14 protein-coding genes are annotated in these 17,086 nt (G+C 67.6%); 3 read left to right on the top strand and 11 right to left on the bottom strand.

What is annotated here, in order from left to right:
- The first annotated feature begins 147 nt into the window (after positions 1-147).
- Positions 148-1,404, top strand: coding sequence for an MFS transporter (locus tag Q8K84_RS12440; RefSeq protein WP_305282977.1), 1,257 nt, complete (start codon positions 148-150; stop codon positions 1,402-1,404).
- 35 nt (positions 1,405-1,439) lie between these two features.
- Positions 1,440-2,375 (top strand): SDR family NAD(P)-dependent oxidoreductase, encoded by a 936-nt coding sequence (locus Q8K84_RS12435; protein WP_305282976.1) that lies wholly within the window; start codon positions 1,440-1,442, stop codon positions 2,373-2,375.
- A 280-nt stretch (positions 2,376-2,655) separates the two neighbouring features.
- Here Q8K84_RS12435 and Q8K84_RS12430 read toward each other — a convergent pair whose 3' ends face one another.
- From Q8K84_RS12430 to Q8K84_RS12410, 5 genes are all read right to left on the bottom strand, one after another.
- Positions 2,656-3,993 (bottom strand): PAS domain S-box protein, encoded by a 1,338-nt coding sequence (locus tag Q8K84_RS12430; protein WP_305282975.1) that lies wholly within the window; start codon positions 3,991-3,993, stop codon positions 2,656-2,658.
- A gap of 228 nt (positions 3,994-4,221) precedes the next feature.
- Positions 4,222-4,815, bottom strand: a complete 594-nt coding sequence (locus Q8K84_RS12425; protein WP_305282974.1) for a GNAT family N-acetyltransferase — start codon at positions 4,813-4,815, stop codon at positions 4,222-4,224.
- Between the two features lie 10 nt (positions 4,816-4,825).
- Complete coding sequence (locus tag Q8K84_RS12420; protein ID WP_305282973.1) at positions 4,826-5,683, bottom strand: NAD(P)-dependent oxidoreductase; 858 nt, start codon at positions 5,681-5,683, stop codon at positions 4,826-4,828.
- Complete coding sequence (locus Q8K84_RS12415; protein ID WP_305282972.1) at positions 5,680-6,630, bottom strand: oxidoreductase; 951 nt, start codon at positions 6,628-6,630, stop codon at positions 5,680-5,682. Before Q8K84_RS12415 ends, Q8K84_RS12420 begins: the two co-directional genes overlap by 4 nt.
- Entirely contained in the window at positions 6,627-7,412 is a 786-nt protein-coding gene (locus Q8K84_RS12410; RefSeq protein ID WP_305282971.1) for an enoyl-CoA hydratase-related protein, read from the bottom strand. The genes Q8K84_RS12415 and Q8K84_RS12410 overlap by 4 nt, the downstream gene beginning before the upstream one ends.
- 317 nt (positions 7,413-7,729) lie before the next feature.
- Between Q8K84_RS12410 and Q8K84_RS12405 the strand changes: the two genes are divergently transcribed.
- Positions 7,730-9,061, top strand: coding sequence for a hypothetical protein (locus Q8K84_RS12405; RefSeq protein WP_305282970.1), 1,332 nt, complete (start codon positions 7,730-7,732; stop codon positions 9,059-9,061).
- Between the two features lie 78 nt (positions 9,062-9,139).
- Here Q8K84_RS12405 and Q8K84_RS12400 read toward each other — a convergent pair whose 3' ends face one another.
- From Q8K84_RS12400 to Q8K84_RS12375, 6 genes are all read right to left on the bottom strand, one after another.
- Positions 9,140-10,684, bottom strand: coding sequence for an acetolactate synthase large subunit (locus Q8K84_RS12400; RefSeq protein WP_305282969.1), 1,545 nt, complete (start codon positions 10,682-10,684; stop codon positions 9,140-9,142).
- Entirely contained in the window at positions 10,684-12,456 is a 1,773-nt protein-coding gene (locus Q8K84_RS12395) for a feruloyl-CoA synthase (RefSeq protein WP_305282968.1), read from the bottom strand. The genes Q8K84_RS12400 and Q8K84_RS12395 overlap by 1 nt, the downstream gene beginning before the upstream one ends.
- A gap of 62 nt (positions 12,457-12,518) precedes the next feature.
- Entirely contained in the window at positions 12,519-13,592 is a 1,074-nt protein-coding gene (locus Q8K84_RS12390) for a M48 family metallopeptidase (RefSeq protein WP_305282966.1), read from the bottom strand.
- A gap of 2 nt (positions 13,593-13,594) precedes the next feature.
- A complete protein-coding gene (locus tag Q8K84_RS12385; RefSeq protein WP_305282965.1) occupies positions 13,595-14,677 on the bottom strand; it encodes a YjgN family protein in 1,083 nt (360 codons plus the stop codon).
- A gap of 78 nt (positions 14,678-14,755) precedes the next feature.
- On the bottom strand, positions 14,756-16,090 hold the full coding sequence (locus Q8K84_RS12380) for a dihydroorotase (protein WP_305282964.1): 1,335 nt from the start codon (positions 16,088-16,090) through the stop codon (positions 14,756-14,758).
- A complete protein-coding gene (locus Q8K84_RS12375; protein WP_305282963.1) occupies positions 16,083-17,063 on the bottom strand; it encodes a glycosyltransferase family 9 protein in 981 nt (326 codons plus the stop codon). Before Q8K84_RS12375 ends, Q8K84_RS12380 begins: the two co-directional genes overlap by 8 nt.
- Positions 17,064-17,086 lie beyond the last annotated feature (23 nt).

Raw genomic sequence — 17,086 nt, 5'->3', positions numbered from 1 at the left:
GTCGCAGCGCACGCATGGCGCCCCTCGCAGTCGGCCTCGGCGATCTCATCGCCGGAAACGCGCGGATAAGGCGCAAGCTCCGCCAGGTCAATGGAAACCCGAAACGGCCGTTGCGGGGCGGGGCGGCTCAGGCCAAGTTCGCCGCCCATGTCGCAGCCCCCCGCCCCCGAGCCGCTTCCCTCCGCCCGCGCCCTGCTGAGCCAGCGGAGCTACCTGCTGTTCTGGGGCTCGCGCTGGGCCGGCTCCCTGGCGGTGCAGATCCAGAGCGTCGCCCTGGGCTGGCACATCTATGCGCTGGCCCGGGAGACCATGAGCGTGGCCGAGGCCGCCTTTGTGGTCGGCATGGTCGGCCTGGTGACCTTCATTCCGGTCTTCCTCCTGACCCTGCCGGCCGGCGAGGCGGTGGACCGCTATGACCGGCGCAAGATCCTGCTGGCCTGCTACGTGATCGAGATGACCAGCGCCGGCATTCTGGCGGTGGCCACCTGGCAGGGCTTCGCCTCGGTGACCCTGCTGCTGTGCGTTGCGGCCATGTTCGGGGCGGGCCGCGCCTTCATGTCGCCGGCCGGCACGGCGCTGGGCCCCATGCTGGTGCCCCGCAGCCTGCTGCCCCGGGCCATCGCCTGGAACTCGCTGGCCTGGCAGACGGCCTCGATCGTGGGCCCGGCCATTGGCGGCCTGCTGCTCGCCCGCTCGACGGCGCTCGCCTATGAGACGGCGTTCTGCCTCTACATCGCCGCCGCGACCCTGACCTTCTTCATCAACGGCCGCACCAAGCCTGATCTGCAGCCGGGCTCGCGCCTGGCCCTGATCAAGGAAGGCCTAGTCTATGTCTGGCGCCAGAAGATCGTCTTCGGCGCCATATCCCTGGATCTGTTCGCCGTGCTGCTGGGAGGCGCCACGGCCCTGCTGCCGGTGTTCGCCCGGGACATCCTGCATGTGGGCGAGGAGGGCTTTGGCCTGCTGCGCGCCGCGCCTGCCGCCGGCGCCACGGTCATCGCCCTGATCCTGGCGGCCCGGCCAATCCGCTCCAACGCCGGGGTGACCATGTTCGCCGGCGTCGCCGTCTTTGGCCTGGCGACCATCATCTTCGGGGTCTCGCGCTCGCTCTGGCTGTCGGTCGCGGCGCTGGCCATCCTCGGCGGGGCGGACATGCTCAGCGTCTATGTGCGCCAGACCCTGATCCAACTGGTCATTCCCGACAATATGCGCGGCCGGGTGGCGGCGGTCTCGACCCTGTTCATCGGCGCCTCCAACGAACTTGGCGAGTTTCGCGCCGGGGTCTTCGCCCGCTTCATGGGGGTGGTGGCGGCCGCCGTGGTCGGTGGGGTGGGGACGTTGATCGTCACCGGCCTTTGGGCCAAGCTCTTTCCCGACTTGCGCAAGGCTGACCGCCTCGAATAACAATTCGCGCGATATTCTTTTAGGGAGATAGATCCATGGGCGTATTAGACGGCAAGGTTGTCCTCGTCACCGGGGGCGGCAACGGCATTGGCCGGGAGTGCGCGCTGATCGCCGCGCAACAGGGCGCCAAGGTTCTGGTCAATGACCTGGGCGGCAGCCTGAAGGGCGAGGACGAAGGTTCCGCCGGTCCGGCCGAACAGGTCGCTCAGGAAATCCGCGCCGCCGGCGGCGAAGCGGCCTCCAACTCCGAGAGCGTCACCAACTACAAGGCGGTTCAAGGCATGGTCGAGCAGGCCATGGACACCTTTGGCGGCCTGCATGCGGTGATCAATCCGGCCGGGATCCTGCGTGACGTGATGTTCCACAAGATGTCGGAAGACGACTGGGACAAGGTCATCGACGTGCACATGCGCGGCTCGTTCAATGTGGCCCGCGCCACCATTGAGCTGTTCCGCAACCAGAACGACGGCGCCTACATGTTCTTCACCTCGACCTCGGGGCTGTTGGGCAATATCGGCCAGGCCAATTACGGCGCGGCCAAGATGGGGATCGCCGGCCTGTCGCGGATCATCGCCATGGAGGGCGAACGCAATAACGTCCGCTCCAACTGCCTGGCGCCCGTCGCCTGGACCCGCATGACCCAGTCGGTGCCGATCAAGGACGAAGCCGCCGCCAAGCGCCGCGAAGTCATGGCCCAGGCCATCCGCGCCGACCAGCCGGCCCGCCTGTCGGTGGCGCTCGTCTCGCCGTCCGCCGCCCACATCTCGGGCCAGGTGTTCGGCGCCTCGGGCGAGAACATCATCCTCTACTCGCAGCCCCGCCCGATCTCGACCCAGACCAAGGAAGAGGGCTGGAGCGTCGACACCATCCTGTCCGAAGCCATGCCGGCCATGAGCGACAAGTTCTTCCCGCTCTCGCGCCCGCCGCTCGCCAGCCAGGGCGCCGCGGCGCCGGCCAAGGCCGGTTCCTAAGCGTTAGCCGGTCGACCTAGACCAAACGACGAGGCCCCGGTTCGAAAGAGCCGGGGCCTTTTCGTTGGCGTGGGTTTGTGCCTGAGCCAAATCCTGCATGTCAGCGGCTGAGCCCAAAGGCGAGGTTTGGAAGTGGGGACGCACGACTCTCTCCACGTCATGGTCGGACTTGATCTGACCCCATGAACACCGCGGCCAGCAGGGTGTGCATGGACCTCGGGTCAAGCCCGAGGGTGACGGATGACAGGTGAGCCTCCGGAGGCTGGATGCGACCTAGACCTTAAAGGGGGAAGGTGACGTCGACGACCAGGCCCGTCGGCTCCCAGTGGCGCGAAATCTCGCCATTGAGCTGGCGCACCACATTGGCCTTGAGGGAGGATCCGAAACCTTCTCGCGTGGGCGCCGCCACCGACGGGCCGCCCGCCTCCCGCCACTGAAGCCTCACCTGAGGCCCGTCCAGCGTCCAGGTCACCGACACCCGCCCGCCGTTGCGGCTGCAGGCCCCGTACTTGTTGGCGTTGGTCGCCAACTCGTGGAGCAGCATGCTGATAGGCTGAACCTGCTGAGGGGCGAGGTTAACCTCAGGGCCTTCTATGACCACGCTGTCCTTAGGGCAAAGGGCCTCCAATTCCTCCCGGACCACATCTTCCAGCCGCCCGCCTTCCCACCGGCGGCTGGCGAGGGAGGACTGAGCCCGCGCCAGCGCGCTGATGCGCCCGGCCAGGATGTCCTTGTAGGTCTCCAGATCGTCGGCGCTCGTGAAACGCGTGAGGGACAGGACAATGGACAGGACGTTGCGCGCCCGATGGTCCACCTCGTGCATCAGAAGTCTGCGCGCCTTTTCGTTGCGCTTATCCTCGCTGATGTCACGGGCCTCGATGACGGTCCCGACCACCTTCGCCTCGTCGTCGCGGATCGGGCTCGCGGTGAAGGCGACAGGATAGAATGAGCCGTCCTTATGGACGAAAATCTCCTCCCCTTGCGTTCCGGACTTCTCCGGAAAGGCGCGATCGATGGCGCACTCCGAAATCGGGAAATGTGAACCATCAGGATAGGTGTGATGGATGACGTCGTGCAGCGGACGCCCTCTCGTCTCATCGAAAGCGTAGCCTGTGAGCTGCTCTGCCGCCTTGTTCATGAATACACAGTGCTGCTGCTCATCCATGAGGAACACGGCCATGGTTGTGTTGCCCAAAATGCTGTCAAAGCGTCTGGCTGTTCGTCTCAGCTCAGATTCGAGGTTCCGGGCCTCTGTCACATCTTGGACGGACGCATAGTAGACGGCGTCATCACCCTCATCGAAGAGCTGTAATTTGACGGAGACGTCATATTCCGTGCCGTTCTTCCGCCGGTGAACCGTCTCGAAATCAACGCGGTCAACTCGACCGTCCTGCAGAGGTTTAACGAGATCGAGGAAGTCTTCGCGACTCAGATGGGGCTTCAGATCCCAGGGGGTCAGGCCGGCGAGCTCATCAAGACTGTATCCGAGATTTTCCCGCGCGCCCTTGTTGACAAGCCTGAAGCGAAAGTCGTCGGCTGAAAAAACATAGACCTCGCTCGCGGCTTCCTCGACGATTCGGCCAAGTCGTTCCCTATCCAACCCGACTGACTGTGGCATGCTGACGGAATCATTGCTCGAGGAATTAGGCTGCTGCGTATCAGTAGAAAGGCGCCCGCGCCGTGGCAATGGCTTCGAAGCAACCGCTCACGGCCAAGCTTGGGCGCTGTAACGGTCTAGTGTGCGGGCCTTCCTGAGGATGCTCTACGCAATTTGCGGGCCGCACCTTCGTGTTGACCCTGGGGCGCACCGGTTGGCGACGCATGGACGCTCAAATCGCCGTCCAGTCTAAGGTGGTCCAGCGCGCCAAGCCTCTCGCGTCAGCTCCCAATAGACGCTCCGCCGGACAGTCCCATCGGGGCGCACCGTCTCCCGCTCGCCCCTACGGACGAAGCCCGCGCCATCGATGGCGGCGATGGAGCGGACATTGTCCAGCGCCGCGGTCAGGCCGATCAGGCGCACGCCCAGGGTCTCGAACATGAAGGCCGCTGCATTGGACACCCCGCCGCGCCCTCGGCCGGCGTTCTGGCGGTCGGCCCGCGCAGCGCCGGCGATCTCGGCCGAGGACCGGTCGGGCCAGACGGTGATGCGGGCATAGCCGGCCACCTCGCCCGCATCATCCAGGGTCACCGACAGGATGCACTCCCCCCGCTCATGGGCCGCCCGGCCCTCCTCCACCCATGCGGCCACCGAGGCCCGTGTGAAGGGCCGGGGCAGGTCGTAGATCGGCTCGGACACCCGGGGGTCGAGGAAGAGGGCCAGCAGACCCTCCACATGCTCCGGTCCGGCCAGCACCCGGTCGTTCACCGCCCGCACGGCCGCGCGGATGGCGGCTTCCTCCTCCGGGGTCGCCTGCAGCACCGTGACCGGCGGGGCGCTCATGGGTCTCGCCCTAGCCGATCTTGACGCCCGGCGGCGGAACGGAGTCTTCCGGCACGAAGAAGTCCGGCATCAGGGGGGCGGTGGGATCGACCCGGTACTTGTCGAAGTCCCGCTCGCCCTCGCCATAGAGGAAGGTGTCGTCGATCAGGAAGTTGCCAGTGAAGTCTCGCGAGCGCTTGTTGAAGATGGCGTAGGCCGCATCAGCCATGATGTCGGTGGTGCGGCAGCTCTTCATGCCGTCCTCGCCGGCCAGGGCGAACTGGATGGCGGCCGTGGCGATGCCGGTCCGGGGCCACAGCGCGTTGAAGGCCACCCCGTCCTCGCGGAACTCCTCGGCCATGCCCAGAACGCACATGCTCATGCCGAACTTGGCCATGGTGTAGGCCACATGACCCTTGAACCAGCGGGGGTTCATGTCCAGCGGCGGCGACAGCATCAGGACGTGAGGATTGGCGGCCCGCTTCAGGTGCGGGAGGCAGGCCTTGGAGGTCAGATAGGTCCCGCGCGCATTGACCTGGTTCATCAGGTCATAGCGCTTCATGTCGGTCGCAAGCGTGCCGGTCAGCTGGATGGCCGAGGCGTTGTTCACGCAGATGTCGATGCCGCCGAACTTCGCCGCGGCCTGTTCCACCGCGTCCATCACATTGGCCTCGTCGCGGACATCGACGATCAGCGGCAGGGCCTTGCCGCCGGCCTTCTCGATCTCCTCGGCGGCGGAATAGATGGTGCCGGGCAGGTGCTTGTGGGCCTCGGCGGTCTTGGCGGCGATGGCCACATTGGCGCCGTCGCGGGCGGCGCGGAGCGCGATGGCCAGGCCGATGCCGCGGCTGGCGCCGGTGACGAACAGGGTCTTGCCTTGCAGGCTCATAGGGTCGCTCCCACGGTTTCTTCTGTGAGGATCCACAGCCGTTCGGCGGCTTCGGGATCCTGGGCGTGGTCCATCACGCCATGGTTGGGCTTGTCCTTGGTCCAGGGCATGGCGACGGAGCAGTCCTCCAGATAGAGGCCGCCCTCTCCTTCCAGTTCATCGGCCACGGCGGCCCAGACACTGGTGGACGCCCCCTGTTCGGGGGTCTTGAAGCCCTCGACCGGCTTGCCGTCCTCGTCCAGCCAACCCATGGCCGCCATCTCTTCCTGGGAGAGATGGCGCTGCAGCGGGGTCATGATGCCCCCGGGCATGACGGCGTTGGCGTTGATGCCGTGCTCGGCGAAGCGCTCATCGAAGGCCAGTGCGAACAGGGCGTTGGCGGTCTTCGACTGACCATAGGCCTCCCACTTGTCGTAGGGGCGGTTGCGATAGTGGATGTCGTCGAAATGGATCGGGCTGCGGCGGTGGCCGATGGAGGACAGGGTGACCACACGGGCGGCGCGGTCCTCGTCAGCGGCGTTCATCAGCGCCCGCGCCAGGCCGATGCTCAGCAGGAAATGGCCGAAGTGATTGACCCCGATCTGCATCTCCAGATCGTCGGACGTGTATTCCAGCGGGCAGGCCATGACCCCGGCGTTGTTGATCAGCACGTCCAGGGGCTCATCCCCCCAGGCGTCGACGAAGGAGCTGACCGAGGACAGGCTGGACAGGTCGAGCGTGCCGGCCACCACCTTGTCGGCGCCGATGCTCTCATTGATCTGCACCGCCGCCCGCTCGCCGGCCGAACGGTCGCGGACCGCCAGCATGACGTCGGCCCCAGCCCCGGCCAGGGCCCGGGCGGTCTCCAGGCCGATGCCGCTGGCCCCGCCAGTGACGATGATGTTGCGGCCGTTCAGGTCATGCTCGCCGGCGACGATGCGGGCGGGGGTAAAGGCGCCGAACCTCACCGGCCGCCGACCTTGGCGAAGTCGGGCGCGCGCTTTTCGGCGAAGGCCGAGAAGGCTTCCTTGGCCTCCGGCGACTTGAGCTGGTCGGAGAAGTGACGGCCCTCCCGGTCCATCCGTTCGGCCAGGGCGACGGGATCGCGCATCAGGGCCTTGGTGATGGTGACGGCGGCCGGCGGCCGGGCGGCGACGGCGAGCGCCGCGGCCCGGGCCCGGGCGCGCAGCTCCGAGCGGGGCAGGACCTCATTGGCGATGCCCCAGGCCAGCGCCTTCTGGGCGTCCACCGCCTCGCCCAGCACGAACATGGAAAAGGCCCGCGCATGGCCGATGCGGTCGGGCAGGGTCAGGCTGGAAGCGGCCTCCGGCACCAGGGCCAGGTTCACGAACGGGGTGGTCAACACCGAATCCTCGCTCAGATAGACCAGGTCGCAGTGCAGCAGCATGGTCACGCCGACGCCGACGGCGCGGCCATTGACCGCGGCCACCAGGGGAGTCTTGGCCCGGGCGAGCGCGGCCAGCAGCGGATTGCCGCCGCGACGGGCCTCATTGGCCGGCGCCTCGCCAGCGTTCACCGCGGCGAAGTCAGACAGGTCGTTGCCGGCGGTGAACATGTCGCCCTCGGCCTGGAACAGGACGCAGCGCACGTCCTTGTCGAACTCTGCGCCGTCGATGGCGTCGCCCAGGGCCTGGTACATGTCCCGGGTGAGCGCGTTCTTCTTTTCCGGACGATTCAAGGTCAGGGTCAGGACCCCGTCGGACGTCTCGGCGATGACATGCTGGCTCATGTCGGTCCTCCCAATTGATCTTACTTCGTAAATTCTAGGCCCGGACGCCGCCACCGTCGACGGCCTTCTTCCCGCTGATCCGATTGAGGACCAACGACGCGCCGCAACAGTGCGCGTCCCCGTCAGCCGTCGTTCATCTTCCATATCCGATGGTGGATCCAGGCCAAAAGCCAGGCGAAAGCTTGCTTGCGGCGCTCGTCACTCAGCCGTCCGTAGCGGCGCCACAGTTCGGTCGTCAAAAGACACGACCTTGACCCCAATGGTTCGCGGAGGCTTATCTCCGCGCAGAGGAACCACCCCCAGGAGATGAGCTTATCATGAGGCGCAAGACAATCGGGCTCGCCGCAGCCCTGGCCCTGGTCGCCCTGGCGCCGGCCGCAGTCATGTCGCAGTCCCGCGACGCCGGCGTCACCGAAAAGGCCCGCACCCAGGGCATGGCCGAGGCCCCCGCCGTGGCGCAGGCCGCAGGTCTGAACTGTCAGGTCGTCGACGCCCGTTTCGTCGGCAAGAACGAAGACCGCCGGGCCAAGACCTCGACCTCCTACTACGAAGTCGACTGCCAGGAGGGTATGGGCTTCGTCATTGAGGCCGTGGCCGGCGGCGCGACCAACCTCTATAGCTGCATCGAGGCTGCGGCCCCGACCCCCGATGGCAAGCCGTCGGCCCTGGCCTGCCAACTGCCCGGCAACCAGAACCCGCAGGCTGAGCTGGCCAAGCTGGCCGCCAAGGACGGGGTGACCTGCCCCATCGTCAACAGCCGCGCCATCGGCCGTTCGGCCACCAACACCTTCTTTGAAGTGGCGTGCGAGGACGGCGTCTCGGGCTACATCCTGAACACCGGCTATCCGGCCACCGCCGACACCAAGGTCGACGCCACCAACTGCCTCGTCTACGACCAGACCGAGACCAACATCCGTTGCGAGCTGGGCGACGCCGCCTCGCGCCTGCGGGTCGTGGACCAGATGGCGACCGCCGACGCCAAGAGCTGCGCCGTCAAGGAGCGCCGCTTTGTCGGGGCCACCACCGACGGCTCCAACTATTTCGAAGCCGCCTGCGAAGACGGCAAGGGCTACATCTACAAGGTGGCCAACACCGGCCAGCTGGCGGAATCCTGGGACTGCGCCCGTGCGCTGGGCATCCTGGGCGGCTGCACCCTGACCGACGCCCGTGAAGCGGCCACCGAACAGGCCGCCCTCTATACCCGCCTGTCCAAGGCCGCGGGCTTCGACTGCGATGTCGAGAAGTATGCGGTCTTCCCGGCGTCCGGCGGCAAGGACGTGGTCGAGCTGGTCTGCCAGGGCGGCAAGCCCGGCGGCGTTGGCGTCTTCGAAGCCACCAAGAGCGCCATATACAACTGCGCCTACGCCCCGATCGTCGGCTACCGCTGCGGCCTGAACCCCGAGAACAGCGCCTATGCCGCTCTCACCGCCGACCTGAAGAAGCACGGCCGCGACAGCTGCACGGTTTCGGGCCAGCGCCTGGTGGGCAAGACCGCCGACGGCTCGGCCTATATCGAGGTCGCCTGCTCCGACGGCCTGGCCGGCTACATGATCGAGTACAAGCAGAACCCGATCAATTCGGTGGAAGCCATGGGCTGCGCTTTCGCCAAGGGCATCGCCGGCGGCTGCAAGCTGCCGGGCAACACCTGATCCCTCGGATCAGACAGCACGAAGAAGGGCCCGCGGCGCAAGCCGCGGGCCCTTTGCTTTGGCCGAAGATCGGACCGATCAGGCGATGGCCGCCTCAATGAACATCGGGCCGGTCTGACGCATGGCTGAGGCGAAGGTGGTCTCGAAGGATTCGGCGGTCTCGCAGCGCACTGCGGGAAGACCCATGGCCTTGGCCATGGACACCCAGTCGATCCGCGGATCGCCCAGGTCCAGCAGCTTGGCCGCAGACGGCCCCGCCTCGCCCGCGCCGGTGCGGCCAAGCTCGATCCCCAGGATCCGATAGGCGTGGTTGGCGAAGACCACGACCGTGACGTCCAGGTTCTCCCGCGCGATCGTCCACAACCCCTGGACCGTATACATCGCCGCCCCGTCGCCGTTCAGCGACAGGACTTTCCGATCAGGGCAGGCGACAGCCGCGCCAATGGACAGCGGAATGGCCTGGCCGATCGCCCCGCCGGTGAGCGACAGCACCTCATGGGGCGCCGCCGTGCCGGTCTGGCTGGCCACGCCGCCGCCAGATGTCACCGAGTCGTCGCAGATAATGGCGCCTTCGGGCAGGTGACGGGCGATGGAGACTCCGGCCGCCTGGGGGGTCATCGGCCCCGTGGGCGCGCCCTCCGGCCGCTTGAGCGGCTGCACCGGGCCAGAGGCCGGGGCGCCCAGGGCGTCGGCCAGGGCGCGCAGGCCCGCCGCGGCGTCCTCGGCGCGGGTGGCCAGGGTCATCAGGGCGCAGCCCTCCGGGACCAGCAGGCTTGGACGGTCGGGATAGGCGAAGAAGGCCACCGGCTGGGTCGTACCGGCCAGCAGCATCAGATCGGTCCCCTCCAGGTCCGCCAGAGCCGCCTCGCCAAAGTACTGCATCCGGCCAGGCTGGAAAGCGCCGGCGCCTCGAGCCTGCCTGGCGACAAAGGTGTCAGCCAGCACCCGAACCCCGTGGGCCGCCAGCCGGGCGGCCTGGACCATGGCCTCAGCGCGACAGGCCTGACCGCCGATGAGGATCACGGGTTTCTGCGCTGCGCGGACCGCCCGCGCCGCGGCCTCGACGGCGTCCGCTGATGGCGCGGCCCTCTGCGGCTTGCGCGCCTTTACCGCACCGGCCTGGGTTTCGGTCCAGGCGGAATCGGCCGGCAGGATCAGGCTGACCGGTCCGCCCGGAGGGCCGTAGCTGGCGGCGATCGCCTCGGCGGTGATGGCGGCCACATCGTCGGCCCGGTCCGCTGACTTCACCCACAGGGAGTTGGGTCCCACCAGCGTCGGGATGTCGGAGTTCAAGGGCGCGTCATACTGGCGGTGATAGGTGGCGTGGTCGCCGATCACATTGACCAGGGGCGTGTAGGCGCGGCGCGCATTGTGCAGGTTGGCCAGGCCGTTGCCGTAGCCGGGGCCCAGGTGCAGCAGGGTGCAGGCCGGGCGGTCAGCCATGCGGCCAAAGCCATCGGCGGCCCCGGTGGCCACCCCTTCGAACAGGCAGAGCACCGGACGCATGGTCGGTCGCCGGTCCAGGGCGGCGACAAACTGCATCTCGCTCGTGCCGGGATTGGCGAAACAGGCGTCGACCTCATTGGCCAACAGGGTCTCGATCAGGGCGTCGGCGCCATTCATCAGTCAAACACCATCACTTCAGGGGGTGGAGGATCAGCGAACAGGCGGCTTAGCGCCTCCGCGCGAAGGGTGCGGGCCAGGGCCTGGGCGATATAGCCCTTGTCGGTGATCTCGCCCGAGGCGCCGTCGGGGCCGTCGGGCAGGACAAGCGCCCGGGGGATTCGACCACCACCCCGGGTCTTGGCGTTGTAGGCCACCAACCCCGCCTGGACAGCGGCTTCGACCTCGGCCCGCGGTCTGCGGGGGTCGGGATAGAACATGAGGCCCAGCCCCGCCTGGCCCTCGCCGCAGACCACCGCGTCGGTGACCGTCCCGCCCACCGCCGACAGGGCCGCGATCCGCACCTCGCCCACGGCGACAAAGGTGCCGCTGGCCAGCTTGAAATTCTCCGAGATACGTCCGTCGAAGGCCAGGCCTTGCTCCGGCGCCTCCAGGTCCACCAGCCGCGCGGCGTCCCCCAGGATATAGAAGCCGTCCTCGTCGAAGGCCTGGGCCGAAAGCTCCGGCCGACCGAGATAGCCGGGACTGACCTGTGGTCCCTTGACCCGGAACTCCATCTTGCCGGCCACGGGGACCAGCTTCACCGCCGTGCCGGGGATGGGCAGGCCGATCAGACCCATACGGTCGTTGGGCCAGTGGACGTTGCAGGCGGTGGGGCCGGTCTCGGTGGCGCCATAGCCGCTGGCGAAGCTGATCTTCTCGCCCACCGTTCGCACGGCGACGGCCTGGATGCGGTCGCTGATGTCCTGGCCGAGGCTGGCGCCGCCGTACTGCATCAGGCGTAATCGCGAGAAGAAGGTGCGGGCGAGCGCCTCGTCCTTCTCCAGTTCGTCCACCAGCAGCATCCAGCCGGCCGGGACCATGTTGTGATAGGTGGGCGCGATCTCCCGCAGATTGCGCACCGTCTCGGCGAACCGCGCGGCCGTGGGCTGTCCGGCGTCGATGTAAAGCGTGCCGCCGCGGGTGGCGCACATGTGCAGGATCGAATTGGCCCCCAGGCTGTGGCTCCAGGGGGCGGAATTGACCATCACCGGCGGCTCGGCGTCCTCGAAGCCGGCGGTGATCTGGGCGGAGTTCAGGGCGAGCGCCTGCTGGGTGATGATCACCGCCTTGGGCAGGCCGGTGGAGCCGGAGGTCAGCAGATACTTGGCATGGTGGTCGGCCCGTGCGACGGGCGAGGTCGGCGCTCCATAGAGTTCGGCCAAGGCGATGTGGCCCGCATGGGCATTATGCGCGGCCACGACCGGCAGGCCCGCCAGGATCTCGGCCGACAGGCCGGTGGCGAAGCGCTCGGCGTCCTCGGTGAACACCGCCGCCGGCTTCAGCACTTCGCAGGCGTGAGTCAGCCGCGACAGGTTCGCCCCCGCCAGCCCATACTGGGGCGAGACCGGCGCCACCGGCGTCCCCTGACTCATGGCCGCATACATCAGGAGCGCATGGTCGATGCCGTTATGCGCCAGGATCAGGATCGGCCTGGGACCCGTCAGTCCCCGGGCGACCAGCCCGCCGGCCAGGTGAGTCACCGCATGCCAGGCCTCGCCATAGGTCAGGGCGCGCCAGCCCTCGCCCGCCCGTTCAGCCAGCCAGACCCGGTCTGGCGCGGCGGTCCGCCAATGGTCCAGGGCGTCCAGGGCGGTCTGGAACTCGTGGGAAAACGGCGTGGGGTTGGCCAGGACCAGGGTCCCGTCCGCCCGCCGCTCAATCTCCAGCCGCCGCGGGGCGTAGCGGGGATCACGGAACGGGACCGTCTCGATGCGAAGCTCTGCGTCCATGCGACTTTATGGACGCGGGCGATGGCGCCTGGAAAGGGGGGCTGTGCAGCTCACGCGCCCGGCTAGTCCGAACTAGGGCGGCGCGGCTGGTCATCGCAGGCGGCTTTGATCTTTCGCCAGTCGTCGGGCGAAAACGCCGGGGCGCCGGGCCGGGCGCGTAGATTGCTGGCCTCCGCGCGGCGCAGGCTGTCGGGGTGGGTCGACAGAAATTCCATCACGCCCGCCGCGGGCTCGCCGCGCTGCTCCTCACCCGCCAGGCGGCGGAAGAAGGGGCCCATGCCTTCTGAGGAATAGCCCAGCGACTGCAGGATTTCCTGCCCGCGCACATCAGCCTCAGCCTCGGCGTCCCGACTGTAGCGGAGTTCCGTCACCGATCCCGCCAACAGCACCGCCTGCTGGCCAGCGCCTGTGCCGCCGCCGACCACGGCGTCAAGGATCAGGCCAAGACCAAGGGAACGCCAGACCGCCTGCATGACATGGCGCTGTTCCACATGGGCGGCCTCGTGCGCGATGACGGCCGCCAGTTCGTCAGGGGTCTCGACCTCGGCGATGAGGTCGCCGGTGATCAGGACGCGCCCGCCCGGCAGGGCGAAGGCGTTGACCATGGGCGCCTCCACCGCCTCGACCATGATGTTGAACGGGCTGTCCATGCCGTCTTCGAGGCGATCGCCGAACGCGTGGAGGACATCCTGGCCCTCCTGTCCGGCGCAGGGAGGAAAGGCGATGCTGAGTTGGGCGGCATAGGTGTCGCCCAGACTCTCCTCCAGGGCCGGGGGAGTCATTCTCGCCAGGGGACCCGAGGCCAGGGGCACGCCGACGAAGACGAACAGCAGAATGGCGGCGGCGGCGATGAACAGACCGATGACCAGACGCCGCTCCCGCCGTCTATGGCGACGCTCTACGGGCGCGGCGTCGCCGGCCACCGCAGCGCGCCAGTCCTCGGCGGCCACCGTCAGGCGCGCAGCCTGGCCGCGGCGTCTCAGGCGGACCTGATCGCCCAGGGACTCGACCTCGACCTCCGACATGCGCCAGAGCTGGGCTTCGCCTCCCAGGCGAAAGCTGATCGCCCAGCTGGAGACCTCCACCTCAACCTCATGGACCGCGGCGGTCTCACCATCATGGGCGCGGGCGCGCATGCTCAGATGATCGAAAGGCCGAAGGCGTCGGCGAGGCCTTCGCCCTGTCGGGGACCAGACTCCGCCGACTGGTGGATGGCGTCAAAGTCCACCTGGCCCTCCAGGACCAGGCGGTTGAGGATGAACCTGGCCGATCGCGCCTGCACCAGGGGCATGAGAAAGCCGAGGGAGATTATGACCAGCAGGAAGTTGCCAAGGTACAGCCAGCCGACGGCCAACGCGCCGATCTTCAGGCGGACCTTCACCCCTTCGAACTGAATGCCGCGGGCCACTGATCGCATCATAGCCGCCCGGTAGGGCAGGCTGATCAGCAGGAAGAGAAGGCCGAATAGAAGCGCCACGGCGTAGATGGCGAAGAAGGCAGCAGGGTCCCCCTCAGGATCGAAGTCAGGCTGCATGGCCACGCCCATGAAGAGGCTCGCCAAGACGGCGTAACCTACGATGCCGCCCAGCCACATCAGGGTGAAGGCGCCGTAGACATTCTCCTTGCGGGCGGCGACGAGGCTGAACCGGAAGGGGCGGTCGCCGAAGCGAAGATTGGCCCAGAGCGGCTCGGCGAGCTTGCGTTCGACGAACGGCCAGGCCCAACCCAGGGTGACGCCGGTCAGGATCATCAGGCCGAAATACTTCAAGCCATAGCTGGCGGCTGAGCCGGCCAGATGGAATCTCACCCCGCGCCAGGCGGTGCGGCTGGCCAGGTAGCGAAAGGCCGCATAGATCGCAAAACCGATCAGACCGATCAGCCCGACATACAGGGGGAGGATCAGCAGGACGGCGAAGGGCCCCAGGAACTGGATACCGAAGACAAAGAGCAGGAACACCAGGGTCAGGCCGGTGGCGATCAGGAAGCCGATGAACAGCTCCATGCCGCGCCCGGTATATTCGAACGCCTCGTCATTGAGATAGGTCGAAGACCAGATGCGTCTGCGAACCTCGGTCTTGCCCCAGAACCGGTAGAGCGTCAGCGTCAGAAGGTTGAGAAACCCGTTCTTCAGGCTGAGCCCGAGATAGGACGAGAGCTTCGCCCTCTGCTCCAGGCGCAACGACGTCCCCGCCGCCTCTGGCGCGACCATAGATTCCGGCATGACCTGAAAACTCCCCTTCCCCTAAGGCGGAGCTTGGCATGGAAATGTGAAGGTCGCCAACGTCTGGTTGCAGGCCCCCTAGCCCGACAACGTCTCAGCGAAGCGCACCGGCTCCCCAGTCCCCTCGGCCACCACCTCGTCGTCACGCATCACGACCCGGCCGCGGATGATCGTCGCCACGGGCCAGCCCTTGGCCTCCATGCCGTCAAACGGGGTCCAGCCGGCGCGGTTGGCCTGGGCGGCGTGGGTGATGGTGCGGCGAGCCTTCAGATCGACGATGGTCAGGTCGGCGTCATAGCCCTCCGCCAGCCGACCCTTGTCGGCCAGGCCAAACAGCCGGTTGGCGCCATGGCTGGTCAGGTCCACGAACCGCTCAAGGGACAGCCGCCCCTCGGCCACATGGGTCAGCATGATGGGGACCAGGGTCTGGACGCCGGGCATGCCCGAGGGCGAGGCGGGATAGGGCCTGGCCTTCTCCTCCCGAGTGTGGGGCGCATGGTCGGAGCCGATAACGTCGGTGACGCCAGCCGCCAGACCCCGCCAGAGGCCTGCTCGGTGGCGGGCGTCCCGGATCGGCGGGTTCATCTGGGCGAAGCCCTTCAGCCGCTCATAGGCCTCGGGACCTTCCAGGGTCAGGTGCTGGGGGGTCATCTCAACGCTGGCGACGTCCTTGTGACGGGCCAGGATCTCCACCTCTTCAGCCGTGGTCACGTGCAGGACGTGGATACGCTTGCCGAGCTTGCGGGCGATGCGCAGCAGCCGTTCGGTGGACTGGATGGCGGCCTGGGCGTCGCGCACCTCGGGGTGGCTGGTCCAGTCGCCGGTTCGGGCCAGGTCCCGGCGATCGGCCAGGCGGTACTCGTCCTCGGAGTGAAAGGCCGCCCGGCGGTTCACATGGCGCAGGACCTGTTCCACGCCCTCATCGTCCTGCACCAGCAAGGTGCCGGTCGACGCGCCCATGAACACCTTGATCCCGCAGCAGCCGGGCAGACGCTCCAGCTCTCCCAGGAAGGTCGCGTTCTCATGGGTGCCGCCCACATAAAAGGCGTGGTCGCAGTGCATGCGCCCCTTGGCCCTGGCCAGCTTGTCGGCCAGCGCGTCGGGGTCGGTGGTGGTGGGCTCGGTGTTGGGCATCTCGAAGACGGCGACCACGCCCCCGAGCACCGCCCCGCGGGAGCCGGTCTCCAGGTCTTCCTTCCACTCCAGTCCGGGCTCGCGGAAGTGGACCTGGGTGTCGATGACGCCCGGCAGGACAGTCAGCCCCGTGGCGTCGAAACGCTCGCCGGCCGAGGCCTGGGACAGATCGCCGATGGCGACGATCTTGCCGCCCCGCACGCCGATGTCGGCGGCCCCACGGCCGTCATGATTGACGATCTCGCCCCCATGGACGATCAGGTCATAGGTCTCAGCCATGGCTCTTCTCCGTCTGCGCCAAGAGGTCGTAAGCCGCCTTCGCCACGGTGTCGACGCTGAGGTCCATCATGTGACAGAAGCTCTGATTGAGACCTGGATCCTGCAGGCGGATTTGCTCGAAATCACGGACCCCGCGGACCACGCGGGTGTGCGGGCCCCACGGCCCATATTGCGTATCATCCGAGGGGCCAAACAGGCCGAGCGTCGGCGCGCCGGCGGCGGCGGCCATGTGCATCAAGCCCGAATCATTGCCCACGAACAGCCGTGCGTGTTTGAGCGCCGCATAGCTGGTCAGCAGATCAACCTTGCCCACGAGGTCGATGAACCGCGCCTTGGGAACCACGTGGCGCAGGGAGGCGACGACGCCGGTGTCATCGGATGAACCGAGCACCATCAGCCGCGCGCCCTGCAAGGCGCCCCCCTCCCCCAGCAGCCGGATCGCCAATTGGGCGAAGCGCTCCAGGGGCCAGGTCTTGCCGACCCAGTTGGCGGCCGGGGCCAGCGCCAGGATCGGCCCTTCGCCGCGGGTCAGGGCCGCCGCGGCGGCCTCGGTCTCGGGGCTGGTAAACAGATGCGGGGCCGGCGGCTCCTCCTCCAGCTTCAGCAGGCGAGCGGCCTCCACCACCTTGTGAAGCGGCAAGCCCGGCTGGCGCCTGAAGATCGCCCGGCGCTTGGTGCGCACGAAGCTGGCCATGGCTGAGCCGCGCAGGTCGACCACCAGGCCCCAGCGACGGCGGCGCACCTGGCGCCATAGGGACAGCCAATGGCCGCCATGGGGGGACTTCTGAAGAACGATCAGTTCGTCCAGGCTGGGCGTATCGGCGAACAGGGGCGCAGCGGCGGGACCCGCGACGATGGTGAAGCGGGCGTGGGGAATTTCTTCGCGAAGCTTGGCCAGAAGGCCTGACGACAGCACGGCGTCCCCGATCCGGGTCGCCGTGATGAATAGTATGGGGAAGGACCCTTGCGTCATCTGCCGGTTATAGAGTGGGTCTG

The sequence above is a fragment of the Phenylobacterium sp. genome, from assembly GCF_030679875.1.
Classification (GTDB): Bacteria; Pseudomonadota; Alphaproteobacteria; order Caulobacterales; family Caulobacteraceae; genus Phenylobacterium.
The sequence above is the reverse complement of the archived record's forward strand: the minus strand, read 5'-3'. Positions and strand labels throughout refer to the sequence as shown.